Source organism: Streptomyces sp. NPDC050549 (assembly GCF_040655035.1).
Taxonomy (GTDB): Bacteria; Actinomycetota; Actinomycetes; order Streptomycetales; family Streptomycetaceae; genus Streptomyces.
In genome coordinates this window covers 1-23,092 of the sequence record NZ_JBFAJD010000075.1, presented here as the reverse complement: position 1 = coordinate 23,092, position 23,092 = coordinate 1, and the positions used below count along the sequence as shown (strand labels likewise).

28 protein-coding genes and 1 pseudogene are annotated in these 23,092 nt (G+C 70.5%); 18 read left to right on the top strand and 11 right to left on the bottom strand.

Annotated elements, in window-relative coordinates; all coding sequences use genetic code 11:
• Together AB0I51_RS46910 and AB0I51_RS46905 are read left to right on the top strand one after the other, a co-directional pair.
• Window positions 1-353 (top strand): annotated as a pseudogene (locus AB0I51_RS46910) (deferrochelatase/peroxidase EfeB); the annotation flags it as partial.
• A gap of 182 nt (window positions 354-535) precedes the next feature.
• Window positions 536-2,419, top strand: coding sequence for an alkaline phosphatase family protein (locus tag AB0I51_RS46905; protein WP_362985411.1), 1,884 nt, complete (start codon window positions 536-538; stop codon window positions 2,417-2,419).
• A gap of 169 nt (window positions 2,420-2,588) precedes the next feature.
• Here the strand turns inward: AB0I51_RS46905 and AB0I51_RS46900 are convergent, their stop codons facing one another.
• Together AB0I51_RS46900 and AB0I51_RS46895 are read right to left on the bottom strand one after the other, a co-directional pair.
• Entirely contained in the window at window positions 2,589-4,019 is a 1,431-nt protein-coding gene (locus tag AB0I51_RS46900; RefSeq protein WP_362985409.1) for a HAMP domain-containing sensor histidine kinase, read from the bottom strand.
• Window positions 4,009-4,707 carry a response regulator transcription factor gene (locus tag AB0I51_RS46895; RefSeq protein ID WP_362985407.1) on the bottom strand — a complete coding sequence of 233 codons (699 nt, stop codon included), beginning with the start codon at window positions 4,705-4,707 and terminating at the stop codon, window positions 4,009-4,011. Before AB0I51_RS46895 ends, AB0I51_RS46900 begins: the two co-directional genes overlap by 11 nt.
• A 189-nt stretch (window positions 4,708-4,896) precedes the next feature.
• On the opposite strand from AB0I51_RS46895, the gene AB0I51_RS46890 reads away from it, so the two are divergent.
• From AB0I51_RS46890 to AB0I51_RS46870, 5 genes are all read left to right on the top strand, one after another.
• A complete protein-coding gene (locus AB0I51_RS46890; RefSeq protein WP_362985405.1) occupies window positions 4,897-5,589 on the top strand; it encodes a DUF2202 domain-containing protein in 693 nt (230 codons plus the stop codon).
• A 126-nt stretch (window positions 5,590-5,715) separates the two neighbouring features.
• Window positions 5,716-6,042, top strand: a complete 327-nt coding sequence (locus AB0I51_RS46885; protein ID WP_362985403.1) for a rhodanese-like domain-containing protein — start codon at window positions 5,716-5,718, stop codon at window positions 6,040-6,042.
• 86 nt (window positions 6,043-6,128) lie between these two features.
• Window positions 6,129-7,343: an FAD/NAD(P)-binding oxidoreductase gene (locus AB0I51_RS46880; protein ID WP_362985401.1), complete on the top strand. Its 1,215-nt coding sequence runs from the start codon at window positions 6,129-6,131 to the stop codon at window positions 7,341-7,343.
• Between the two features lie 123 nt (window positions 7,344-7,466).
• On the top strand, window positions 7,467-8,852 hold the full coding sequence (locus AB0I51_RS46875; RefSeq protein WP_362985399.1) for an MBL fold metallo-hydrolase: 1,386 nt from the start codon (window positions 7,467-7,469) through the stop codon (window positions 8,850-8,852).
• Window positions 8,853-8,965: 113 nt separating this feature from the next.
• Window positions 8,966-9,559: a rhodanese-like domain-containing protein gene (locus AB0I51_RS46870; protein ID WP_362985397.1), complete on the top strand. Its 594-nt coding sequence runs from the start codon at window positions 8,966-8,968 to the stop codon at window positions 9,557-9,559.
• Window positions 9,560-10,002: 443 nt separating this feature from the next.
• On the opposite strand, the gene AB0I51_RS46865 is transcribed toward AB0I51_RS46870, so the two are convergent.
• The 3 genes from AB0I51_RS46865 to AB0I51_RS46855 form a co-directional block, all read right to left on the bottom strand.
• Window positions 10,003-10,434 (bottom strand): VOC family protein, encoded by a 432-nt coding sequence (locus AB0I51_RS46865; RefSeq protein ID WP_362985395.1) that lies wholly within the window; start codon window positions 10,432-10,434, stop codon window positions 10,003-10,005.
• Window positions 10,435-10,819: 385 nt separating this feature from the next.
• Complete coding sequence (locus tag AB0I51_RS46860) at window positions 10,820-11,569, bottom strand: sulfite exporter TauE/SafE family protein (RefSeq protein ID WP_362985393.1); 750 nt, start codon at window positions 11,567-11,569, stop codon at window positions 10,820-10,822.
• Window positions 11,566-11,922, bottom strand: a complete 357-nt coding sequence (locus AB0I51_RS46855) for a rhodanese-like domain-containing protein (protein WP_362985391.1) — start codon at window positions 11,920-11,922, stop codon at window positions 11,566-11,568. The genes AB0I51_RS46860 and AB0I51_RS46855 overlap by 4 nt, the downstream gene beginning before the upstream one ends.
• Window positions 11,923-12,203: 281 nt before the next feature.
• On the opposite strand from AB0I51_RS46855, the gene AB0I51_RS46850 reads away from it, so the two are divergent.
• From AB0I51_RS46850 to AB0I51_RS46835, 4 genes are all read left to right on the top strand, one after another.
• Window positions 12,204-12,530, top strand: coding sequence for a three-helix bundle dimerization domain-containing protein (locus AB0I51_RS46850; RefSeq protein WP_362985389.1), 327 nt, complete (start codon window positions 12,204-12,206; stop codon window positions 12,528-12,530).
• Between the two features lie 190 nt (window positions 12,531-12,720).
• Window positions 12,721-13,356: a class I SAM-dependent methyltransferase gene (locus AB0I51_RS46845; RefSeq protein WP_362985387.1), complete on the top strand. Its 636-nt coding sequence runs from the start codon at window positions 12,721-12,723 to the stop codon at window positions 13,354-13,356.
• A 74-nt stretch (window positions 13,357-13,430) separates the two neighbouring features.
• On the top strand, window positions 13,431-13,700 hold the full coding sequence (locus AB0I51_RS46840; protein ID WP_362985385.1) for a metal-sensitive transcriptional regulator: 270 nt from the start codon (window positions 13,431-13,433) through the stop codon (window positions 13,698-13,700).
• A 140-nt stretch (window positions 13,701-13,840) separates the two neighbouring features.
• Entirely contained in the window at window positions 13,841-14,101 is a 261-nt protein-coding gene (locus AB0I51_RS46835) for a hypothetical protein (RefSeq protein ID WP_362985383.1), read from the top strand.
• A gap of 20 nt (window positions 14,102-14,121) precedes the next feature.
• On the opposite strand, the gene AB0I51_RS46830 is transcribed toward AB0I51_RS46835, so the two are convergent.
• The 5 genes from AB0I51_RS46830 to AB0I51_RS46810 all read right to left on the bottom strand — a co-directional run bounded on the left by AB0I51_RS46830 (window position 14,122) and on the right by AB0I51_RS46810 (window position 17,681).
• Complete coding sequence (locus AB0I51_RS46830; RefSeq protein WP_362985381.1) at window positions 14,122-14,802, bottom strand: PIG-L deacetylase family protein; 681 nt, start codon at window positions 14,800-14,802, stop codon at window positions 14,122-14,124.
• Complete coding sequence (locus tag AB0I51_RS46825) at window positions 14,799-15,272, bottom strand: DsrE/DsrF/DrsH-like family protein (protein WP_362985379.1); 474 nt, start codon at window positions 15,270-15,272, stop codon at window positions 14,799-14,801. The genes AB0I51_RS46830 and AB0I51_RS46825 overlap by 4 nt, the downstream gene beginning before the upstream one ends.
• Before the next feature lie 50 nt (window positions 15,273-15,322).
• The gene (locus AB0I51_RS46820; RefSeq protein ID WP_362985377.1) at window positions 15,323-15,640 is read right to left on the bottom strand and encodes a TusE/DsrC/DsvC family sulfur relay protein; all 318 of its coding nucleotides are present in this window, start codon (window positions 15,638-15,640) and stop codon (window positions 15,323-15,325) included.
• Window positions 15,641-15,678: 38 nt separating this feature from the next.
• On the bottom strand, window positions 15,679-16,920 hold the full coding sequence (locus AB0I51_RS46815) for an FAD/NAD(P)-binding oxidoreductase (RefSeq protein WP_362985375.1): 1,242 nt from the start codon (window positions 16,918-16,920) through the stop codon (window positions 15,679-15,681).
• A gap of 89 nt (window positions 16,921-17,009) precedes the next feature.
• A complete protein-coding gene (locus tag AB0I51_RS46810) occupies window positions 17,010-17,681 on the bottom strand; it encodes a peroxiredoxin (RefSeq protein ID WP_362985373.1) in 672 nt (223 codons plus the stop codon).
• A 172-nt stretch (window positions 17,682-17,853) separates the two neighbouring features.
• On the opposite strand from AB0I51_RS46810, the gene AB0I51_RS46805 reads away from it, so the two are divergent.
• The 7 genes from AB0I51_RS46805 (at window position 17,854) to AB0I51_RS46775 (ending at window position 21,909) form a co-directional block, all read left to right on the top strand.
• On the top strand, window positions 17,854-18,306 hold the full coding sequence (locus AB0I51_RS46805; RefSeq protein ID WP_362985371.1) for an OsmC family protein: 453 nt from the start codon (window positions 17,854-17,856) through the stop codon (window positions 18,304-18,306).
• Between the two features lie 2 nt (window positions 18,307-18,308).
• The gene (locus AB0I51_RS46800; RefSeq protein WP_362985369.1) at window positions 18,309-20,018 is read left to right on the top strand and encodes an aminotransferase class V-fold PLP-dependent enzyme; all 1,710 of its coding nucleotides are present in this window, start codon (window positions 18,309-18,311) and stop codon (window positions 20,016-20,018) included.
• 52 nt (window positions 20,019-20,070) lie between these two features.
• The gene (trxA, locus tag AB0I51_RS46795) at window positions 20,071-20,442 is read left to right on the top strand and encodes a thioredoxin (protein WP_362985367.1); all 372 of its coding nucleotides are present in this window, start codon (window positions 20,071-20,073) and stop codon (window positions 20,440-20,442) included.
• An 86-nt stretch (window positions 20,443-20,528) separates the two neighbouring features.
• Window positions 20,529-20,933: a DUF302 domain-containing protein gene (locus tag AB0I51_RS46790; protein ID WP_362985365.1), complete on the top strand. Its 405-nt coding sequence runs from the start codon at window positions 20,529-20,531 to the stop codon at window positions 20,931-20,933.
• 144 nt (window positions 20,934-21,077) lie between these two features.
• Complete coding sequence (locus AB0I51_RS46785) at window positions 21,078-21,578, top strand: hydrogenase maturation protease (protein ID WP_362985363.1); 501 nt, start codon at window positions 21,078-21,080, stop codon at window positions 21,576-21,578.
• On the top strand, window positions 21,571-21,699 hold the full coding sequence (locus AB0I51_RS46780) for a hypothetical protein (RefSeq protein ID WP_362985361.1): 129 nt from the start codon (window positions 21,571-21,573) through the stop codon (window positions 21,697-21,699). Before AB0I51_RS46785 ends, AB0I51_RS46780 begins: the two co-directional genes overlap by 8 nt.
• Window positions 21,700-21,738: 39 nt before the next feature.
• Window positions 21,739-21,909: a hypothetical protein gene (locus tag AB0I51_RS46775; RefSeq protein ID WP_362985359.1), complete on the top strand. Its 171-nt coding sequence runs from the start codon at window positions 21,739-21,741 to the stop codon at window positions 21,907-21,909.
• Between the two features lie 49 nt (window positions 21,910-21,958).
• Here the strand turns inward: AB0I51_RS46775 and AB0I51_RS46770 are convergent, their stop codons facing one another.
• The gene (locus tag AB0I51_RS46770; RefSeq protein ID WP_362985357.1) at window positions 21,959-22,795 is read right to left on the bottom strand and encodes a hypothetical protein; all 837 of its coding nucleotides are present in this window, start codon (window positions 22,793-22,795) and stop codon (window positions 21,959-21,961) included.
• Window positions 22,796-23,092: the final 297 nt, after the last annotated feature.

The following is a 23,092-nucleotide window of genomic DNA, read 5'->3' as shown; positions in this document are numbered from 1 at the left end:
GACGGCACGAGAAGGACACCCCGAACTTCGCGCAGGACCCGCAGGGCGATGTGATCCCGCTGGACAGCCACATCCGGCTCGCCAACCCACGCACCACGCAGAGCGCCGACCAGCGGATCCTGCGCCGGGGCTACAACTACGACCGGGGCATGGACAGCAACGGCAACCTCGACATGGGCCTGCTGTTCTGCTGCTACCAGCAGGACCTCGCCCGGCAGTTCGAGACCGTGCAGAAACGCCTGGCCGGTGAACCCCTGGTCGACTACGTCTCGCCGTACGGCGGCGGCTACTTCTTCGCCCTGCCCGGGGCCCGCGACACCGCCGACTGGCTGGGCCGCACCCTGCTGACCTGAGAGCAGGGTCAAGAACGGGCCAACAAACCATGAGAATCTCCTGACCCGCCGTTCGCCCTGACGTCATTGCCGCTCCCCCGGGCCGCCGCCACCATTGCCCAGGATCCGGCTGTAGATGGCACAAACATCGAATGCGCGGGCCCGGCCCTGGACTTCGATGCTCCCTCGGAAGGCGAGACAGCATGATCGGCACAGAAAGATCCTCAGGCGGGCGACGTCACGTGACGCGCATTGGCGCCTTGCTCGGCGCTGCCGCACTGGCGACCGCCGGCGGGGCCGTCCCCGCGGCAGCGAACTCCGGCGGTCACCACCCCTCCGGCAGCACGCACACGTCGACGCCGATCAAGCACGTGGTCGTGATCTACGACGAGAACATCTCCTTCGACCACTACTTCGCCACCTACCCGCAGGCCGCGAACACCGACGGAACGACGTTCAAGGCCACGGCGCACACGCCGAAGGCCGACAACCTGCTCAACGCCGGGCTGCTGACGACGAACCCGAACCTGTACACCCCCAAGCGGCTGAGCAGTTCGCAGGCGATGACCTGCGACCAGAACCACTCCTACGGCCCCGAGCAGTACGCGGCCGACGGCGGCAAGGCCGACAAGTACGTCGAGAACACCGAGGTCAACAAGTGCAGTGGCCTCTTCGGTGAACCCGGCCTGGTGATGGACTACTACGACGGCAACACCGTCACGGGCCTGTGGAACTACGCCCAGCAGTACTCCCTCAACGACAAGTCGTTCAGCTCGGTCTACGGCCCCTCCACACCCGGCGCCCTGAACCTGATCTCCGGTCAGACCCACGGCGTGATCTCCGTCGACCCGGCCTCCGGCACCGAGAACCCGAAGCAGACAACGACCCCGGACCCGTACACCGTGGTCTCCCCGAACACCAAGGGCATCGGCACGGTCATCAACGACCCCGACCCGGCCTTCGACGACTGTTCGGACAAGGACCACACCAGCACCAACGCGCTCGCGGCGATGCAGGGCAAGAACATCGGTGACCTGCTCAACAACAAGGGCGTGAGCTGGGGCTGGTTCCAGGGCGGCTTCCGGCCCAGCACCGCCTGGGACGGCAAGAGCGGCGACTACGCCAAGTGCGGCGGCACCACCCACACCAACGCCGGCGGCGCAGCGGTGGTCGACTACAGCCCGCACCACTCGCCGTTCGAGTACTACAAGTCGACGTCCAACCCGCACCACCTGGCCCCCAAGAGCGTCAGCGAGATCGGCCACAACGGGCGCGCCAACCACAACTACGACCTCACGGACTTCGACGCCGCCCTCAAAACCGGCAACCTCCCCGCGGTGAGCTTCCTGAAGGCGGCCGAGTACCAGGACGGGCACGCCGGTTACTCCGACCCGACGGACGAGCAGAACTTCCTGATCAAGGAGATCAACGCGCTGCAGCAGTCCCCGGATTGGAAGTCCACCGCTGTCGTGGTCGCCTACGACGACTCCGACGGCTGGTACGACCACGTGACCTCCACGGTGCGCAACGGCTCCACCGACTCCACCGTCGGCTCCAACGGCAAGGCCCTCGACAGCCCGGCCTGCCAGTCCGGTCCGGCCGCCAAGGGCGGCTACGCGGACCGCTGCGGACCGGGCACCCGGCAGCCGCTGCTCGTCATCTCGCCCTACAGCAAGGTCAACAAGATCGACCACACGCCCACCGAGCAGACGTCGATCACCCGGTTCATCGAGAACAACTGGCACACCGGCCGGATCGGAGACGCGTCCTTCGACCAGCGGGCCGGCAGCCTCACCCACATGTTCGACTTCAAGCACCCCAACAACAAGCAGGTGCTGCTGAACACGAACGGCTCCGTGAAGTCGGTCAAGCGGATCCCGCACTACACGCAGACGGCCTCGTCCGCGTCCGACCTGGCCGCATACAACCAGGACCTCGCCGCGCAGAACGTCTCCTACTCGGGTTCCACCTCAACGAGCCTGCCGATTGCCATCGCGGCCGGCATCCTCACCGCCGGCGCGGCGACCACCGCGTTCGCCCTGCACCGCCGCAAGGCGCGCACCCGGGGCGCGACCACGACTGTGTGACCACTGCGGTGTGACCGCGCAACATCCCTGCGGACGGCGGGGTCCCTGCTCACGGGCCGGGACCCCGCCGTCCCCGCATACGCTCATCTGGACAAGACCCACAGGCCCGCAACGTGCCGGCTGCCGGGTGGAAGCCTTGGCCGACAGCAGGTGAACCCTGACGCCAGGGTTAATGGTGTGTCAGCCGATCACCGGATGGCCGGGCGGCGCCGTCGCGCGGCAGCCGGATGACGATCCGTGTCCCCGCGGCGGGTTTCGAGAGGGCCGTGACGGTGCCGCCGTGCGCCGTGATCAGTTCTTTCACCACGGCCAGGCCGATGCCGCTGCCCCCGCTGCGGTTCCGGGCGGCGCTGCCGCGCCAGAGCCGGTCGAAGACGTGCGGGAGTTCGCCGGCGGGAATGCCGGGGCCGTCGTCGGTAACCTCCACGAGTACCGCGTTGCCTTCGGCGGATGCGGTGACGGTGACGGTGTCGCCGGGGCGGCAGTAGCGGGCCGCATTGCTCAGCAGGTTGCCCAGGGCCTGGTGGATGCGGTCGGCGTCGGCGTGGACGGGCAGCGGCTGGGTGGCGATGCGGGTGCGGACGGTGAGTCCGGCGGCGCGCAGTTCGGCCTCCCGGTCGGTCACGGCGTGGCGTACGAGGTGGGCGAGTTCGACCGGCGCCGTGTTCAGGGACAGCCGGGCCGATTCGGCCTCGGACAGTTCGGCCAGGTCGCCGACGACCCGGCCCAGGCGCAGGGTCTGGTCGTGGAGTGCGGCCAGGCGGCCCGGTGAGGGGGTGTCGTATCCGTCACGCAGCTCCTCCAGGCCGGCCTGGAGCGCGGCCAGCGGGGTGCGCAGTTCGTGGGCGACGTCGGCCGAGAGGCGGCGGCGGGCCTGTTCGGCGTGAGTGACGTCGTCGGCCATGCTGTCGAAGGCGCGGGAGAGGTCGCCCAGTTCACCGGGCGCGTCCACCCGGGCGCGGGCGGTGTGGTCACCGGCAGCGAGCGCACGGGCGGTGCGGGCGATCCGCACGACGGGGGCAGTGAGACGGCCGGTCACGTACCAGCTCACCCCCAGGGCCAGCGCCAGGGCGGCCACGGCCGCGCCGCCGACCCAGCCCCAGGCGATGTTCCGGCCGGCCGTTCCGGACCCGTAGGGGAAGCGCAGTTGGACGGAGCCCACGGTGCTGCCGCCGGACACGACGTCGGCGCTCGCGCTGCGGCCGGAGGCGGCGCCGTGTCCCATGCCGTGCCCCGAACCGGGCATGTCCGCGTCGTGCCCCGTGTCCTCCGACGATGCGGCCGTGGACAGGATCACCCCGCCGTCGGCGTCCCACAAGGTGAGCACCGCGCCGGCCCCGTCCGCGAGCGTGCGGGTGGGCCCGAGATCGGCCGCGCTCCAGCCACCCGCGCTGCGGTAGGCGGCCCCGGCCGCGGCGGCCGTGCGATCGGCGATGCGCTGGCGGTCGGCCTGCTGCGCCGTGCTGATGCCCCGATCGGTGCCGACCAGGGCTGCCGCCGTCAGGAGGGCCACCGAGGACAGGGCGACCACGGCGAACGCCGCGAACAGGCGCCTGCCCAGCGGCCCGAGTTCCAGGCGACGGCCTGACTCACTGGTCACGGGTCAGCCCCAGGCGGTAGCCGACACCGAGCACCGTCTCGACGACACCCGAGCCGTCGGAGCCCAGCTTGTGCCGCAGGTTCTTCACGTGCGAGTCGATGGTGCGTTCGTAGCCGGTGAATTCGTACCCCTGGACCCGGTTGACCAGTTCGTAGCGCGAGTACACCCGTCCCGGTACCGAGGCGAGCGCGGTGAGCAGACCCCACTCGGTCGGTGTCAGCTCCAGCGCCGCGCCGTCGAGCGTCGCCTCGTGCCGTGCTTCGTCGATGCGCAGCCGACCCCCGCCGTACAAGAGCGCGGGTTCCCCCGGAGTGCCGGATGCCGCCCCGGCCCGGTGCAGCACCGCCTGGACGCGCAGCACCACCTCGGTGGGGCTGAACGGTTTGGTGACGTAGTCGTCGGCGCCCAGCCGCAGCCCGTGGATCCGGTCCTCGACCGCGCTGCGCGCCGTGAGCACCACGACCGGGATCCCGCCGCGGGCGTGCGCCTCCCGCAGCACCTCTTCGCCGTCCACGTCCGGCAGGCCGAGGTCCAGGACCGCGAGGTCCACCGACCCGTCGCCGAGCAGCCGGATCGCCTCGGCGCCCGAGGCGGTCGTCACCACCGCGTACCCCGCTCGCTCCATGTAACGGCGCAGCAGTTCGCGGATCTCCTTCTCGTCCTCGACGACGAGCACGGTGGTGGCCATGCACCCAGGTGTACGGGCCGCGGGCCGCCACTGCCAGGGCCGAACAGCCCCCGTGGGCATGTCCGTTGGGCTCCATACCGACTCCACACCACCGCCATGCCGTCTGCGACGCCCGGCGGGACGGTGAAAGCGCGTCAAAGAAGAGCACGTCGGCGCAGGAACCGAAGAACAGACCCGAGAAGGTGCGTCATGAAGCGCAACGCCAAGCTCGCCACCGCGGTCGCCGCGGCAGCGGCCGTCGTAACCGGCGGCATCCTCGTCGCCGGCCCGGCCACCGCCGACGCGGCCGGAGGACGGACGCCCGCCACGCAGTCCACCACGCAGACCTCGATGATGAACGGTCAGCAGCACTCCTACCGCCACGGCGGCGAGGGGACGGGAGTCGGGGACGGCAACGGACCCTGCTCGCTCACCGGTACGGCCGCCACCACCGCACCCAGCGGCACCCTGAGCGCGGCCCAGAAGACCACGCTCGCCCACATGGCCGAGGAGGAGAAGCTCGCCCACGACCTCTACACCGCGTTCGCCGCCCGCTACGACGCCCCGGTCTTCGACCGGATCGCCGCCGCCGAGACCCGTCACCTCGATGCGGTCCGCACGCTCCTCGACCGCTACGACGTGAACGACCCCACCGCCGACAAGGCGGCCGGCGACTTCACCGACACGACCGTACAGGCCACGTACGACCGTCTGCTGAAGCAGGGCACCGGCAGCGTGGACGGCGCGCTCAGGGCCGGCCTCACGTTCGAGACCGACGACATCGCCGCCCTCACGCAGGCGCGGTCCGGGCTCGACGCCCCGGACGTCGAGCAGGTGTACGCCAACCTGCTCGCCGCCTCCCGGATGCACCAGGCCGCCTTCGGCCACTGGCTCGACCGGTGATCGCTTCCGTCCGGGGCCTTCACCCGAGAGGCAATATACCCAGGGGGGTATTTGACAGCCCTGCGGCGAGCGCTTTAGCCTTGCCGCCATAGATACCCCCCAGGGTATTGTCAGGAGGTTCTGAACGTGGCTCGTGAAGTGCATCTGGAAGCGCTCGCCGCGGCTCTGGCCGCCGGCGAGGTCGTCGTGGACGTCCGGGAGCCGGGCGAATACCTGGCCGGCCATGTACCGGGCGCGCGGCTGATGCCGCTCGGCGCACTGGCGGGCCGGATCGGCGAACTGCCCGCCGGCCGACCGGTGTACGTGATCTGCGCCAGCGGCAACCGCAGCCTGACCGCCGCCGACCGCATGAGCGGGGCCGGCATCGAGGCGTACTCCGTAGCCGGCGGCACCAGCGGCTGGGCCCGGACCGGCCGTCCCCTGGTGACCGGACCCCACGCCACCGCGGCCTGACCGGACCCGCCGCTGTCGGCCGCCCCAGGCCCCCGCCCGACCCTTCGGGCACCGTATCCACAGTCACATCCGATGGGAGTCCTCCCTTGGCCTCCGTACCCTCACCCCCCACCCACCGCCATGTCGTCATCGTCGGCGGGGGCAGCGCCGGGATCAGCGTCGCGGCCCGGCTGCGCCGCGCCGGTGTCACCGGCATCGCCCTGATCGAACCGTCCGACACCCACTGGTACCAGCCGCTGTGGACGCTGGTAGGCGGCGGCCAGGCGCCGCTGCGCGCCACCCGCCGCCCCGAGGCGTCCGTCGTCCCCGACGGAGTGCACTGGATCCGGCAGGCCGCCCAGGCCGTCGACCCGGACCTGCGGACCGTCACCCTCACCGACGGACGCAAACTCGGCTACGACTTCCTCGTCATGGCGCCCGGCCTGCAACTCGACTGGAACGGGGTGCCCGGCCTCGCCGAGGCCATCGGCCACGACCGTGTCACCAGCAACTACGCACCCGAGTACGCGCCCCGGACCTGGGACCTGATCCGGGGCATGCGCTCGGGCACGGCTGTCTTCACCCACCCGGCCACCCCGCTCAAGTGCGGCGGCGCCCCGCAGAAGATCGCCTACCTGGCCGCAGACCACTGGCGCAGGCAGAAGGTCCTGGACCGCATCCGGATCGTCCTCGCGATCCCCGACCCCGCCCTGTTCAAGGTGCCGGCCTGGTCCGAGGTACTGGAGAAGGTCGCCGCCCGGTACGGCGTAGAGGTGCGGCTGCGCTCGGAGATGACCGCCGTCGACGGCGACGCCCGTGAACTGACCGTCACCGATCACGCCACCGGAACCAAGGAGACCCTCGCCTACGACCTCCTGCACGCCGTGCCACCGCAGAGCGCCCCGGACTGGGTCAAGACCGGCCCGCTCGCCGACCCCGCGAGCCCGCAGGGATTCATCGCGGCCGACAAGCACACCCTCCAACACCCGGGGCATCCCGAGGTCTTCGTGCTCGGTGACGTGGCGAACCTGCCCACGTCCAAGACCGGCGCGGCCGTCCGCAAGCAGGCCCCGGTGGTCGCCGCCAACCTGCTCGCAGCCATGCAGGGCGCCGAGCCCACCCGCCGCTACGACGGCTACACCTCCTGCCCGCTGGTGACCGCCCGCGACAAGATGCTTCTCGCCGAGTTCGACTACGACCTGAAGCCCACCCCGAGCTTCCCGCTCATCGACACCTTCAAGGAACGCCGCGACATGTGGCTGTTCAAGCGGTACGGCCTGCCGCCGCTCTACTGGCACGGCATGCTCACCGGCCGCATCTGACCGGCCGGCCCGGGCATCCCCCGACCCGGGCCGGTCACCTCATCACCCCTCACCAGGGCCAACCCTGTCCATCCATATACCTCCCAGGGTATTAGGCGCATCCATTCGCAACGGAGGCCATCCGTGTACTTCGCCCAGCACTACCTCGACTGCCTCTCCCAGGCGTCCTACCTCATCGCCGACGAGTCCACCGGCAAGGCCGTCGTCGTCGACCCGCGCCGCGACGTCTCGGAGTACCTCGCCGACGCCGAGGCCCACGGCTTCACCATCGAAGCCGTCATCAACACCCACTTCCACGCCGACTTCCTCGCCGGTCACCTCGAACTCGCCGACCGCACCGGCGCCTGGATCGGCTACGGACACCGCGCCGAGACGGAATACCCCATCCGCAGGCTCACCGACGGCGAGCGCATCAACCTCGGCGACGTCCAGCTGCAGATCCTGGAAACCCCCGGCCACACACCGGAATCCATCAGCGTCCTGGTCTACGAACACGCGACCGACACCGTCCCCTACGGCGTGCTGACCGGCGACGCGCTCTTCATCGGCGACGTCGGCCGCCCCGACCTGCTGGCCTCCCTCGGCGTCACCGCCGACGAACTCGGCCGCATGCTCTACGAGAGCATCCAGCACAAGCTCATGGCCCTGCCCGACGCCGTCCGCGTCTTCCCCGCCCACGGCGCCGGCTCCGCCTGCGGCAAGAACCTCTCCACCGAACGCCAGTCGACCATCGGACAGCAACGCGCCACCAACTACGCCTGCGCGCCCATGAGTGAGCGGGAGTTCGTCGCCCTCGTCACTGCCGGACAGCCCTCCGCGCCCGGCTACTTCGTCTACGACGCCATCCTCAACCGCAAGGAACACGGCCTGTTCGACGCGGCCGTCGCCCAACAGCCGCTGTCCGCCGCCGAGTTCCTCGACCGCCGCGCCGCCGGAGCGCTCGTCCTGGACGCCCGCGACCCGCAGGAGTTCGCCACCGGCCACCTGCGCGGCTCCGTGAACGTGCCCGCCGACGGGCGGTTCGCCGAGCAGTCCGGCACGGTCGTCTCCCCCGACCAGGACATCGTCGTCATCGCACCACAGGACCGCGAGGAGGAGATCGTCACCCGGCTCGCCCGGATCGGCTTCGACCGGGTCGGCGGCTACCTGCGCGAACCCGAAGGCGCCTTCCCCGCCATGGCCGACGAGATGCAGCAGGCAAGCCGCCTGACCGCCCATCAGCTCCGCCAGGCCCTCGACAGCAAGCAGCCCCCGCTCGTCCTCGACGTCCGCAACACCGCCGAACGCGAGGAAGGCTTCATCGAAGGATCCGCGCACATCCCGCTCGCCGAACTCCCCCGCCGCCTCGACGAGATCCCCGCCGGCCGGCCCCTGGTCGTCCACTGCGCGGGCGGCCACCGCTCCTCCATCGCCGCCAGCCTGCTCCGCCACAACGGCCGCACCGACGTCTCCGACCTGCTTGGCGGTTACGGCGCCTGGCTGACCGAGCCGGCGACAGCCAACGCCTGACCCCTCCCCTGTCCCGTCGGCGGCGGCCATCCCCACGGCCGCCGCCCGGCACCCCACCCGCATTTCCCTGTCCGCTGTTCCGGCGGCCCCGTCCGCCCTGTGAAGGAGATCCTGTGACCAACGACGCCACCGGCCCCCGCCCGACCCCGCAGCTCGACCCGGCCGCCCTGCGCGACCTCACCGAAAACGGCGACGGGCCCAGGCTGCTGGACGTGCGCACCCCCGGTGAATTCCGCACCGCTCACATACCCGGCTCCTACAACGTCCCCCTCGACACCCTGCGGGAACACCGCGCCGAACTCCTGCACCACCTGGACGAGGACGTCGTCCTGATCTGCCGCTCCGGCGGACGCGCCGCCCAGGCCGAGCAGGCCCTGGCCGAGGCCGGGCTGCCCAACCTGCGCATCCTCGAAGGCGGCGTCCTCGCCTGGGAGACGGCCGGCGGTCCGCTCAACCGCGGCCCGGCCCGCTGGGACCTCGAACGCCAGGTACGCCTGGTCGCGGGAGGCATCGTCCTGCTGTCCGGCCTCGCGACCCTCCTCGTCCCCGGGCTCTACCTCATCGGCACGGCCGTCGGCGCGGGTCTGACCGTCGCCGCGCTCACCAACACCTGCGCCATGGGCATGCTGCTGTCCAAGCTCCCCTACAACCGCGGCCCGCGCACCGACCTGCAGTCCGTCATCGGCGCCCTGGGAGCCCACTCCTGATCACCGTCGCCGTCGCCGCATCCCCGTGATCGGCGCCGGCCTCGGCATCCTGGGCGGCGGAGCCATCCTCACCATGCCCATCCTGATCCAACCGACCGGTACGGAGGCCAAGCCGGCCATCGCCTCCTCCCTCTTCGTCGTCGGCGTCACCAGCGCCACCGGCGCCGTCTCGCACGCCCGCCGGACGCGTCCGATGGCGTACCGGGCTGCTGTTCGGCATGGCCGGAGCGTACGGCGGAGGGCGGCTCACCGAGTTCTTCCCGGGCACGGTCCTGCTGCTGATCGCTTTCGGCCGGACGTGGGTCGCGACGGCGATCGCCATGATCCCCGGCCGCCCACCGAGTCGCCCGCCGCGAAAGGACCGTGCTGGTCGCGGCCGTCAATGAGTGGCCGTGCCCCCTTGCTCGCCACCTACACCGCCCCGCAGCGACGCCGAGGATGCCTCAATCGGTCGCGACGGATGTTCCGCCCCATTCCTCCGGGGCAACATCGGCGAGCGTCTCCGAGAACGTCCACTGGTGGCCCGCAAGGTCCTCGGCGGTGTACTGCCGTTCGCCGTATTCGAAGTCGGTCGGCTCCATGATGATATGTGCGCCATGGTCTCGGGACCGCTCGTAGTGGGCGTCAACGTTTTCCACACGGACCGTCACCGAGTGGGTGACCTCGCCGGGGCGTGGCGGGCGGCGGTCATGTCGTACGTCTCCGACGATCACGGCACCATCGCCGAAACCGAGTTGCGCGCGGTGGTCCTCGCCGATCCGCACCCGCTCGGCAAACCCGAAGGCCGCACCAAGCCAGGCGACCGCCTCACGCACATCGGGATAGATCAGGACGGGGATAACCGTCGACGCCGGAATGGAGCGATTCGGCTTCATGTCTGACTCCCGCCTTTGGGCCACGCCGCGCCACTGAAGTACGTACCCACCAACAGACGCTGGGGCTGTTCCTCGCCGGAGACCTCCGCGGACGCGGAAGAAAGTCGTCCCGTCTCAGCCCCAATCTAGCGGAGCAGTGTCTGCGTGAACCGCCGCAGCCGCAGCGACAGGTCGGCCTTCCTCGGACCTTCCGCAGCCTTCCCCGAGTGTGTCGAGAAGAGTGCGGTCGACGAGGTGCAGGGCAAAGCCGACGGGCACCGGGCAGCAGTGCCGGCTCGTCGGAGAACGCCGCTGCCGAACTGGAACATCATCCAGTGGCGGCTGCCACCATCGATCCGCCTGCCCATCGTGGCCGGCCGACGATACAGACCGAACGCTCAGCAGCTCACCAGAGCGCGTCGGCGAGCATGAAGACCGCGACGGCCAGCAACAGCACGGCGAAGATACGCTGCAGGCGCCTCGCGGGGACCTTGGCGGCGATGCGCTTGCCGTCCCAGGCCCCGAGGATCGCCGCCCCGAGGAAGGGACCGACGAGCGCCCAGTCCAATACGCCGGCCGAGGGCAGGCGGGCCGCCAGCGCGGCCAGCGAGTTCACGGCGATGACCAGCAGGCTGGTGCCGACCGCCTGCGGCATGGCGAAGCCGAGGACGGTGACCAGGGCCGGGACGGCGAGGAAACCGCCCCCGACACCGAGCAGTCCGGTCACCCCTCCCAGTCCGGCTCCCGCGAGGGCCGCCCGGGCGGGCCGCACCGTGTGGCCGCCTTTCGCATAAGGGGCCGCTCCTCGCAGCATCCGCCAGGCGGCTGCCGTCGCGAGCAGGGAGAAGGCCACGGTCAGCAGGGTCTGCGGCAACCGGTGGGACACCGCCCCAACCGCGATCGCCAGTGGCACGCCCGCAGCGGCGAACGCGGCGCCGGGGGCCCAACGGACGTTTCCGGCACGGGCGTGGGCCAGCAGTCCGGTGACCGATGTCGCGGCCACGATCAGCAAAGAGGCCGTGGTCGCCTGAGACGGCGCCATGCCCAGCAGATAGATGAGGGCGGGGACTGCGAGGACGCTGCCGCCCCCGCCCAGCGCACCGAGGGACAGGCCGACAACGGCGCCGGCGATCAGTGCCAGTATGAGCGCGGTCACGCGGAACGCCCCCGGGCCCGGCGGCCGGTGACCGGCAGCCCCGCCCGCTCCCAGGCCGTCATGCCGCCCTTGACGTCCACCACGTCCACGCCACGGGCGGCCAGCAGTCGGGCCGCCTGCCGGGACCGATGCCCCGACCGGCACACCGTCACCACGGGCCGTCCGGTCGCGGAGCCCGGGAGTTGCGCGCCGGCCATCAGCCTCGACAGCGGCAGATGGACCGCCTCCGGTGCGTGCCCGCCGTTCCATTCCACGCGCTCGCGCACGTCCACCAGCACTGCGGCCCCGGCCTGAACGCGGGTGCGGGCCTCGCCCGGGGCTATTCGCCCCGGCCGACGACGGAAGAACAGCATGTCGGTCCTCTCCTTCAGGTACTTGATCGCGCACGAGGTACTGGTCCTCAAAGGGCGCAAGGCAGTCACTCACCGTCGGCCGCGACGGGCCGGCGACCAGGACGCGGGCGGAACTCGGCGGGGCAGTGCCCGACCTCGCCCCCCACTCACAAAATACCCCATGGGGTATCTATTGCAGCGTACACCAGATACCCACCCGGGTATAACTGCCGGACGGGAACCCCGGACCGCAGTCGTTCTCCGACACGTCGTCGACATACCCCATGGGGTATAATGAGGGCATGGCCGAAACCCCGTACGGCATCAGGTGGTTGAGCCTTCCGGTTCGGCAGGCCGCAATCGACGAACCAGGCGGGCACTGCCCGGACACCCGGCCGGCAGCACGGCCGACGCCCGCTGCGGAACGACACGGACGCGAGGACGTACAGGCGCGGCTGAGTCACGATTTCCCGGACGCTTCAGCCGCAGCGACGACCGCCGCCGCGGCTGAAGCATTCGCTTTCTTCTCCTCCGCCCGGATCCGTCACTACGTGCCGGTGCTGGCGTTCAAACGCGCCTCCCGAAGGCTGGCCCACCACCTTCCTGAGCCCGAAGCGCGAGGTGGGTGAACGTGAAACCGAGCCCGAAGTGCGTCATCGACAGGTCCCGGCCCTGCAATGCCTGCATCGCCCCGGACCCTCGCAGCTGTCCGTACCCGTACCTCCTCGCAGAAGAAGGGGACGCCGGCGGAGCGGACCTGGAAGGCGAAGTGCTGAGCGCGCGCACTGCGGGGGACGGCGGACTTCCCCCGACGTCACCATGAAGCGGCCCATACGGGCGGACAAGGAGCAGGCGATGGACGCGGCAGGCTGGGACGAGCGGTACCGCGGCAGCGCGTTGGTCTGGGCGGCGGCCCCCAACCGGTTCGCCGAAGGCGAGCTGGCCGGGCTGCCCGCCGGGCGGGCGGTCGACCTGGCGGCCGGTGAGGGACGCAACGCGGTCTGGCTCGCGGAGCGGGGCTGGGACGTGGACGCCGTGGACTTCTCCGCCGTCGCCCTGGCCAAGGCCGAGACCCTGGCCGCCGAGCGCGGCGTACAACTGCGGACGCAGTGCACCGACCTGACGGCGTGGGCCGCCCCGGAAGCGGCGTACGACCTGGCGCTGATCGCTTATCTGCAGTTGCCGTGGCCGCAGGTGTCGCAGGTGCTGAGGCTGGCGGCGACCGCCGTGCGCAGCGGCGGGACCCTGCTGCTGGTCGGGCATGACACCTCGAACCGCGAGCACGGCTTCGGCGGCCCGCAGGACCCCCGCGTGCTGTACACCGCGGAGCAGGTCGCCGCCGAATGGCGGCCCTACGCCCGGATCCTGCGCGCCGAGACGGTCACACGGCCGGTCGACGGCCCGGAGGGCCCGCGTACCGCCATCGACTCGTTGGCGCGCGCCGAACGCCTCTGACGAGCGACCATCCCGGTCCATATACCCCCACGGGTACTATGGGAAGCGATCGACCGGCCACAAGGAGGCTCCCGGTGAAGGTGGAAGAGGAAGCGATGGGCGCGGTGCTCAACCGGCTGCGCCGCGCGCAGGGCCAGTTGACCGGGGTCATCGCCATGATCGAGGCGGGCCGCGACTGCAAGGACGTGGTCACTCAGCTCGCGGCGGTCTCCCGCGCCCTGGACCGGGCCGGATTCAAGATCGTGGCCAGCGGCATGCGGCAGTGCCTTGCCGAGCAGCAGGACGGCGAGGCCCCGCCGATGACCGAGGCCGAACTGGAGAAGCTGTTCCTGGCGCTGGCCTGAGACCACGTCAACAGCGTGCAGTGCCCGCCGCTTCCCGGACACGCGGGGCGGCGGGCGCCCCGCGCGTCCGGGAAAATTCCGAGCCTGCGTGACGCTGCCCCTAATACCCCACCTGGTATTCAGGGAAGGACGTGGGCAGGATGCCGGAGTCAGAGCACATGCGGCTTGGTCCGGCCGGCGAGGCGCCGCTGGTGACCTCCTGCGGCCGGCGGATCAGCCGGGTCGCGCTCGATGTGGGCCCCGTGCGCAGCGGCGAACCGGGAACCTGGGCCTCGCTGACCATGAGCGAGGCACTCGACCTGGCTCGTCGGCTCATGGCGCAGGTCCGCGTCGCCGAAACCACCGGGGCAGCAGGGGTCGATGCGGCCGCGTCCACGCCGCCTGGTGCCCCCTCCGCCTGACAACGAGCCGTTCCCCGAGGTCACAGCAGGCGACGCACGTACTCGCTCTCCCCCAGGAGTTCGAGGCGACGCCACAGCACCGGGTTGTCGGTCGACTGGCTTGCGTGACAGGTGATGGCGCGGTGCTGCCGGGCTCGCGGGACCGACTTGATCTCATGGCATTCGCCCGGCTCGCGTCCCGCGAACGAGGTTCCGAACTCCGTGTTCAACGTCTCCGCGACCGCCGTCGGCAGCGTCCAGCCGAGAACCCGGACTCCCCTTTCGCGGGCGGCGGCAAGCCCCGCCTCGGTGGCCCGCCGGTGATCACGGTGTCCGGTGACTCCGGTGGTGTCGAACACCAGCAGATGGCTGGGGCGCCGTTCGATGACGAGCCGGCCTACCCGCGCAGCGAGCCGGCTCAGCGGGACGGAGGCGAGTTCGCCGTCCGGATACGCGGCCAACTCCACGCGTTCCACGCCCAGTTCCCGTGCGGCGCAGGCCAGTTCGTCCGCCCGCAGCGTGCGCAGGTCGCCGGGGCCTGCGTGCAGGGTGGACGCCTCGCCGTGGGTGAGGCAGAGCACCGTGGTGGGCACGCCGCGAGCGGACAGCAGGGCGAGGAGGCCGCCCAGTCCGAACGACTCGTCGTCGGGGTGGGCGACCACCGCCAGCACGCGGTGCAGGTCGTCCGGCAGTCCTGCGCCGCCGGTCCGGGTGCCGGTCATGTGTAGATGATCTGGCCGCCGGCCGCGTGCTCGTAGAACTCTCCGACCGTGATGATGCCCTGGACCTGCTCGATGAGGTCGTCCTTGCCGAGCTCGAAGAGGTCCACGGACGCCTTGCAGGCGTAGATGCCGGCGCCGGTGTCGGAGATCATCTCGATGAACTCGGGGATCGGTGGGATGTCGAGCTTCTCCATCTTGCGTTCCATGTACCGGGTGATCAGATCCGGGACGCCGGGCAAGCCGCCCAGGAGGGTGGGCAGGTGCAGGCCGGGGTTGCCGACAGTGGCGAGCTTGATGTGGTCGTACTGCTTCTTCGTGATGGCTTCGAGTCCGAAGAAGGTGAAGAACAGGTCGGCCTCGATGCCTTCGGCGCGGGCGCCGTTGGCCATGATCAGGGCCGGGTAGATCCCTTCCAGGGATCCCTTGGAGACGATGATCGAGACCTTCTCGATCGTGGCGGTTGCGGCCATGGCAGATGCTCCTTCGGGCAGCGGTCAACGGGTGGGGTCGGCGAGTGGGGTCAGATGCAGCCGCGGGGCTTGGGAATGCCCGCGATCTTCGCGGCGGTCTTCGCCGGTCCCTTGGGGAAGAGCTGGTAGAGCTCCTTGACGCTCACGCCGGAGGTCTTGCCGAGGACCCGCACGGTGGGGCCTGTGCCCTTGGCGGCGTATTCGGCCCGCATGAACTTCAGGACCTGCCAGTGCCGGTCGGTCAGCGTCTCGATGCCCTGTTCGCGGGCGATCTGCTCGGCCATGGGCTCGGTCCACTGGCCGGGGTCGGTGAAGAAGCCTTCGTCGTCGACGGTCACGGACGTGTCGGCGTAGGTGGTGGTGGTCATGGCGGTCTGTCTCCGTTCGGGCGGGGGCGCGGGGCTGGTTAGGCGGGGGTGTGGGTCTTGCCGTGCTCGGGCATCGCCGAGCCGATGCCGGGCAGTTCCCGGCCGGGCAGCAGGTTGTGCCAGTACAGCCACTCGAAGGCCAGCTTGCCGAGGTGGTTGGCGCGCGACTCCTTCAGCAGCGGCAGCCCCACCGCGCCCGGGAAGTGACCGGGCAGCGGCTCGGTGTCGTAGTTGAAGTCGATGAGCAGCGCTTTGTGGAAGCCGGTCTCGATGAAGCAGTTGGTGTGCCCGTCGTAGGAGGCGTCCAGCGGCTGTCCGGCCAGGAAGCGGCCGATGTTGTGCGCCAGTACCTCGCCCTCGAAGTGGGCCACCGAGCCGGCCTTGGACGCCGGCAGACCGGCCGCGTCGCCGATGGCGAACACCTGGGGGTGGTCCGGGTGTTGGAGGGTGTGCCGGTCGACGGGGATGAAGCCCAGTTCGTCGCCCAGGCCCGGGGAGCGCTCCACGTACTCGGCGCCGCCGTGCAGCGGTACGACCACGGCCAGGTCGAACGGCACCTCACGCTCGTCGTACGACACCAGTCGGCCACCGGTGCCGTCGACCTCGCCGAGCGCGAACTCGGTGACCAGCTCGATGCCCTTCTCCTTCAGCAGACCGCCCAGCGCCTTCGCGGCGACCGGCTTGGTGAACGCTCCGTCCAGCGGGGTGACGTAGGTCAGCTCGACGCGGTCGCGGATGCCCCGGCGCTGGAAGTACCAGTCCGCGAGGAAGGCGAACTCCAGTGGCGCAACCGGGCACTTGATCGGCAGGTCGGCCACGTTCACGACCACCCGGCCGCCCTCGAAGCGCTCCAGCGCCTGATGGAGGGCGACGGCGCCGGGCAGGTCGTAGAAGGTGTGGACCTTCTCGCCCCAGCCCGGCCCGGTCAGGCCCTCGGTCTCCTCCGGCAGCAGGCTCGCGCCGGTGGCGACCACCAGCACGTCGTAGTCCAGCGAGGTGCCGTCGGTGAAGTGCACCTTCCCGACGGCCACGTCCACCCGCTCGATCTCGCCGCTCCGGTAACCGATCCCCTCCCGCAGCTGCTGCGGGCGCGGGCGGACCAGGGCGTGGGGTTCGGCCAGGCCGAAGGGGACGAACAGCAGTCCGGGCTGGTAGACGTGGTCGTCGTTCTGGTCGACCACGGTGATCCGGCACTCGCGCTCGTCGTACGTCCGCCGCAGCCGGTTGGCCGTCAGCGTGCCGGCGGTGCCGCTTCCGAGAATCACGATGCTCTTGTCCATGCCCCCACTCTCAGCGGCGGGGTGAGACACCGTCATGGGCCGTAGGTCCCGGGAGGGGTACCCGTGGGGGTATACCTTCGGTCCTGGGCTCAGCCAGGGGTGCCGGGCTTGGTCGCGAGATACCAGTCGGCGAGCTTGACGGTCTCGTCCGCGAGCCTGGCGTCGAGTTCGGCCTGGGTCTTCGGGGCTCCGAGGACGACGTCGTCACCGGGGCGCCAGTTGGCCGGGCAGGAGACGTCGTCGCGGTCGGAGGTCTGCAGGGCGTCAACCAGCCGCAGGATCTCGGGGATCATCCGCCCGGCGTTCATCGGGTAGTACAGCACCGCCCGGACGGTCTGCTCAGGGTCGATGACGAAGACGGCGCGTACGGCGGCGGTGCCGGAGGTGTTCGGGTGGAGCATGCCGTAGGCGCGCGCGACCCGGGTGTCGAGGTCGGCGATGATCGGGAACGGGATGCGTACGCCGAGCTTCTCCTGAATGGACCGGGTCCAGGCCAGGTGGCTGTGGACGGAGTCCACCGAGTTGCCCAGCAGGGCCACGTTCCGGGCGGTGAACTCGTCGGCGAGTTCGGTGAAGGCGATGAACTCGGTGGTGCACACCGGGGTGAAGTCGGCCGGGTGGCTGAAGAGCACCAGCCAGCGCCCGGTGTAGTCGGCGAGCCGGACCGGGCCGTGGGTGGACTCGGCCTCGAAGTCCGGCGCCCTGTCGCCGATGAGGGGAGGGCGGGCGGGAGTGGTGGTCGGCTGTTCGGCAACGGTCATGGGGCACGCTCCTCGAAGATGAACTCGAATACCCCCTAGGGTATTTTGGTCGATGAGGTTCACCCCAGGGCCGAACGGCCCTCTCTCCGGTCCCCTCGGCCTCTCGCGGTGACGCACCGGCCGCGGTGCACTGGATGTCAAAGCGACTCATCGGACCCGAGGAGACGCGGCCATGACCCACACCGCACCTGACACCGCCACTCCCGCCCGGCCGCCGGTACCGGAGGTGCACCGGGTGGAGGTCTCCCACGTCGACGGGGACGCGTACGCCATCGAGGTACGCGGCCACCGGCTGCTGGTCGACCAGCCCGAGGACGTCGGCGGGCAGGACACCGCCCCCACGCCGACCGAGTTGTTCGCCGCGTCCCTGGCTTCCTGTGTCGCCTTCTACGCCGGCCGTTACCTGCAACGCCACGGCCTGAACCGCACCGGGCTGCGGGTGCGGACCGAGTTCACGATGGCCACCGACCGCCCGGCCAGGATCGACACGGTCCGCGTAACGGTTCTGCCGCCTCCCGGCCTGCCCGAGCCGCGCCGCGCCGCCCTCCTTGCAGTCGCCTCGCACTGCACGGTCCACAACACCGTCCGCCAGCCGCCCGAGATCGTCATCGGGCTGGAGCCCTGACGATGCCCGCCCACCCGGCGACCGGCCAGGCGCCGCCGACCACGCTTCCCCTCCTGGAACGCATCCGCCGGGGGATCATCGGCGACGACGAGGTGATGGACGGCCCCTACGGGCCCCGGCGCGTCGTCTACGCCGACTACACGGCCTCCGGGCGCGCGCTGGACTTCGTCGAGGACTTCATCCGCGACCACGTCCTGCCGCGCTACGCCAACACCCACACGGAGAGCTCCAGCACCGGGCTGCAGACCACCCGGCTGCGGGAGGACGCCCGCCGGATCATCCACGAAGCGGTCGGCGCCACCGAGGACGACCTCGTCATCTTCTGCGGTTCCGGCGCCACCGCGGCGGTCAACAAGCTGGTCGGCATCCTCGAACTGCGCCGCCCGGCCACCGCTCCGCCATCCCCCTCCGGTCGCCCGGTGGTGTTCGTCGGCCCGTACGAGCACCACTCCAACGAACTGCCCTGGCGCGAGTCGATCGCCGACGTGGTCGTCATCGACGAGGACAGCGACGGCCATGTCGACCTCGCCCAGCTGGAGGGACAACTCCTCCGGTACGCCGGTCGGCCGATGCGCATCGGCAGCTTCTCCGCCGCCTCCAACGTCACCGGCATCCTCACCGACACCGACCGCGTCGCCCGGCTGCTGCACGCGCACGGCGCCCTGTCCTTCTGGGACTACGCGGCCGCCGCCCCCTACATCCCCATCCGGGTCGCCGAGAGCACCCCCGGCGCGGGCGACCACAAGGACGCGATCTTCCTCTCCCCGCACAAGTTCGTCGGCGGACCGCAGACCCCCGGCGTCCTCGTCGTCCGCCGCGAACTGGTCCGCAACCCGGTGCCCACCGCACCCGGCGGCGGCACCGTCTCCTTCGTCGGCCCACTCGGCCACCGCTATCTGGACGACCCGGTCGCCCGCGAGGAGGGCGGCACGCCGGCCATCGTCGAGTCCATCCGCGCCGGACTGGCCGTCGCCCTCAAACAGGCCGTCGGCACCGACACCATCCAGGCCGCGGAGGAACGCCACTGGCGCCACGCCCTGCGCAGCTGGGACCGCAACCCCGCCATCGAGATCCTCGGCAACCACGAAGCCCGCCGGCTGTCGATCGTCTCCTTCCGCATCCGCCACGGCGACCGCCACCTGCACCACAACTACGTCGTCGCCCTGCTCAACGACCTCTTCGGCATCCAGGCCCGCGGCGGCTGCTCCTGTGCCGGCCCCTACGGCCACCGTCTGCTCGCCATCGACGCCGCCACCTCGCACGACGTACTCGACGAAGTCGTCCACGGCTGCGACGGCATCAAACCCGGGTGGACGCGCATCAACTTCAACTACTTCATCAGCGACACCGTCCGCGACTACCTCATCGACGCCGTCGACCTGATCGCCACCCACGGCCACCGGCTCCTGCCCGACTACCGATTCGACCCGCACACCGGCGGATGGCACCACCGCCGGGCTCCCGCACGCCCAGCCCTGAGCCTGACCGACCTGACCTGGGAACCCGACGGACGGCTCAGCGTCCCCGACCACCGCGTCCGCGCCGGCGAACACGTCCTGGCCGCTCAACTCGCCGACGCACAAGCCCTGCTGGCGGCCAGCCCCGACCGTCTGGACGACGGACCGACGGGCCTGCCCGCCGATTTCGAGCGCATGCGCTGGTTCCATCTGCCACCGGCCTGCCTGGAACAAACCCGCCCCTCGACCCGTTGAACCAAATACCCCCAGGGGTATTAACATTCGACCACGAGAGGTGGAGATCACCATGCCGACCACTGAACTGACCAAGGCCAACTTCGACGAGACGGTCACCGGCGCGGACATCGTGCTGGTCGACTTCTGGGCTGCCTGGTGCGGCCCCTGCCGCCGGTTCGCCCCCGTCTTCGAACAGGCCGCCGCCAAGCACCCGGACATCGTCTTCGGCAAGGTCGACACCGAAGCACAGCCCGAACTCGCCGCGAGCTTCCAGATCTCCTCCATCCCCACCCTCATGGCCATCCGCGACAAGACCGTCCTCTACGCCCGGCCCGGCGCCCTCCCCGCCCCGGCCCTGGAAGACCTCATCACCAAGATCCGCGCCGTCGACATGGACGACGTACATCGACAGCTCGCGGCGCGCACCGCCGACAAGCACTGAACCGGAGCACCACGCGGACTCCCTGGGCACCCGCCCGACAAGGGAGACGCCATCGCCCGAACGTCACGAACAGGAAGGCCGACACCATGCGTTACGACCGCACCGTGCACCTCGACACCGACTTCGCCACCACCGTCAGCCGCGTCCGCGAAGCCCTCGCCGCACAGGGCTTCGGCATCCTCACCGAGATCGACGTCACCGCCACGCTCAAAGCGAAGCTCGACCACGACATGGAGGACTACGTGATCCTCGGGGCCTGCAACCCGCCCCTGGCCCACCGCGCCCTGGAGACCGACCGCACCATCGGCCTGCTGCTGCCATGCAACGTCGTCGTCCGCCGCGACGGCGACCGCACCGCCGTACAGGCACTCGACCCGAACACCATGGTCGCCCTCACCGGACTCGATGCCCTCCGCCCGGTCGCCGAGGAGGCCACCCGCCGCCTCGACGCCGCCCTCGCCTCCCTCACCGAAGGCGGCGCGGACAGCTGACGGAACGCCGAGCGAGCGCCTGCATCCGCTGTCGGCCGCCTGCCGACTGCTGGGTGCACGTGCGGTCGAACCGTCCTCGCCCGGATACCCCACGAGTTGGTGGACGAACGGCCGGAAACGCGCCCCTGGGCGGTGCCGTGGATCTTGTGGGTACCTGCCCACGGCTACTCACCGGGCGGCTCGGAGGTGTGGGCTCCGCGCCGTTTTCACGACCGCGCGCAGTGGTTCCACCCAGGACCGGGCGAGCGTGCGGGCAGATTCCGGTCCGGGCAGCCCCGAGACGTCTCCGACAAGGTCGACCGAGCGGTACCGGCCGAGTGGTGCCAACTCGGTGTACTGGTCCTGGACGCCGTAGCGGTACAGGACACCGAGCCCGGCACGGCCGTGGTCCTGCACGAGAACAAGGTCACCCGTGCCCGGAGCCTGATGGTCTCCGTCCACCAACTGAGCATCACCGAAGCCCTGGCCACCGCGGAACTGGCAGGCCACCGCCCCCAACGGCTCACCGCAGTGGGCATAGTCCCGGCCGACCTCGACACCGGATACGGGCTCTCACCACTCACCCGGTCCCGGCTCGACCTCCTGGTCTCCGAAGCCCTGCACGTCCTCGCCGGCTGGGGAGTGGAGGCACCCGCCCATGCATGAGGCCGGACTTCTCGCCGCCGCCGTCTCCGCGCTCGCCGCAGCAGTGGACGGCCGCCCGCTGCACCGTGTGACCCTCGCCCTCGGCCCCGGCGTCGACCCCGACGCTGCACGGCACGCCTAGCAGCACGCGACGACGGGCAGCCCCGCGGCACACGCCACGGTGACCTGGGCCACGGCTGCCGACACGCTGACCTGCCTCGGCTGCGGACGGGACTACCCCGGCGACCGCCTCACCCCCTGCCCCGTCTGCGGGGCGGACGGACTCGTCACCCGCCCCACGCCCAAGATCGAGATCCTCGCCTACGCGATCTCACCGGTTGCCGCCGGATGAGATGCAGCGCGACGTCGTGGGCGTGGTCGGCCGTCGTGTGCCCGCGTGGTCAGGACTGGAACGCCTTCTGGTACAGCTTCAGCACATCGCTGTCGAAGTAGGGCGAGAAGTTCTCACCCGGGTGATTGTCGTCGTCATAGCTCTCCACGCCGTTGGCGTAAGGGCGCCCGGGGATCAGCCAAGGACCGCCGCTGGACCCCGCTGTCAGATTCCCTTCCTTTCCGATGGTGCTCAGGGTGGGCTGGTGGGTGAAGCCGCCCTGGCAGCTCCACATCCGGCGCCCGTCGAACAGGTAGCCGGGCACGGCAACCGCCGGGTAGCCGAGGACGTCCCACTCACGGACCTCGGGCCGGTCGACGACGAGCTCGAAGTGCCCGGTCACGTTGCCCAGCACGCTGAAGCCGTTCTTCCCTCCCAGACCGACTTTGCTGAATCCGTAGTCCCAGGCGCGGTTGACCTCTGCCTTCCACCGGTCCGGCACGACGGGCTCACCGAACAGGGGCCACTTGCCCAAGGGCTCCTGAAGGTCCCGATAACCGGGCACGTAGGCCGCCTTGGTCGGGTACTTGCGCACCTTGCTCCCGTACAGGCAGTGAGCGGCGGTCAGGACGCCGTTGTGGGTGATGGCCGAAGCGCTGCCCCGAAGGTCCACTCCCTCGCGCACGTAGAACAGGACGCCTGCCCGCCGGTAGTAGGAGCTGGTGGCCGGGTTCGGAACCAGGGTCGTTTTGAATGCGCCGGGCGGGGTGGACGGCGGCGCCGGCATCTCCTCGGTCGTGGCAGGGACGTCCTCCGGTATGGCCGCGGCCATCCTCTCGGGGGTCCAGTACTCGCTGATTTCCAGCCAGCGCTCGTGGTGCGCTCGCTCAGTGTGTGCTGTGGACATGGTGTGTGTTCCCTCCGTTGGGTCTTTCTCCGTGGTGGTGTCTGAGGGTGCGACGGACATGTGGCCTCCGGGCCAGGTCGTCCTGCTTCGTCGGCATGGCGACTCGCCGTGTTGCTGTTCATCGCCCCGTTGGCTGACGGCCGGTATCCGGAGCCAGGCTTTCGGCGTCGCCGTTCCCGTGTCCGACGCGGTTCTCCTGGTGCCGGGCCCCGGCGTGATCACAGTCGCTGTCCGTCGAAGTGCGGCGCCTGTCTGTCGCTTCGTGGAGCAGCCGGTCCCAGGCGGCTGCCACGGTCG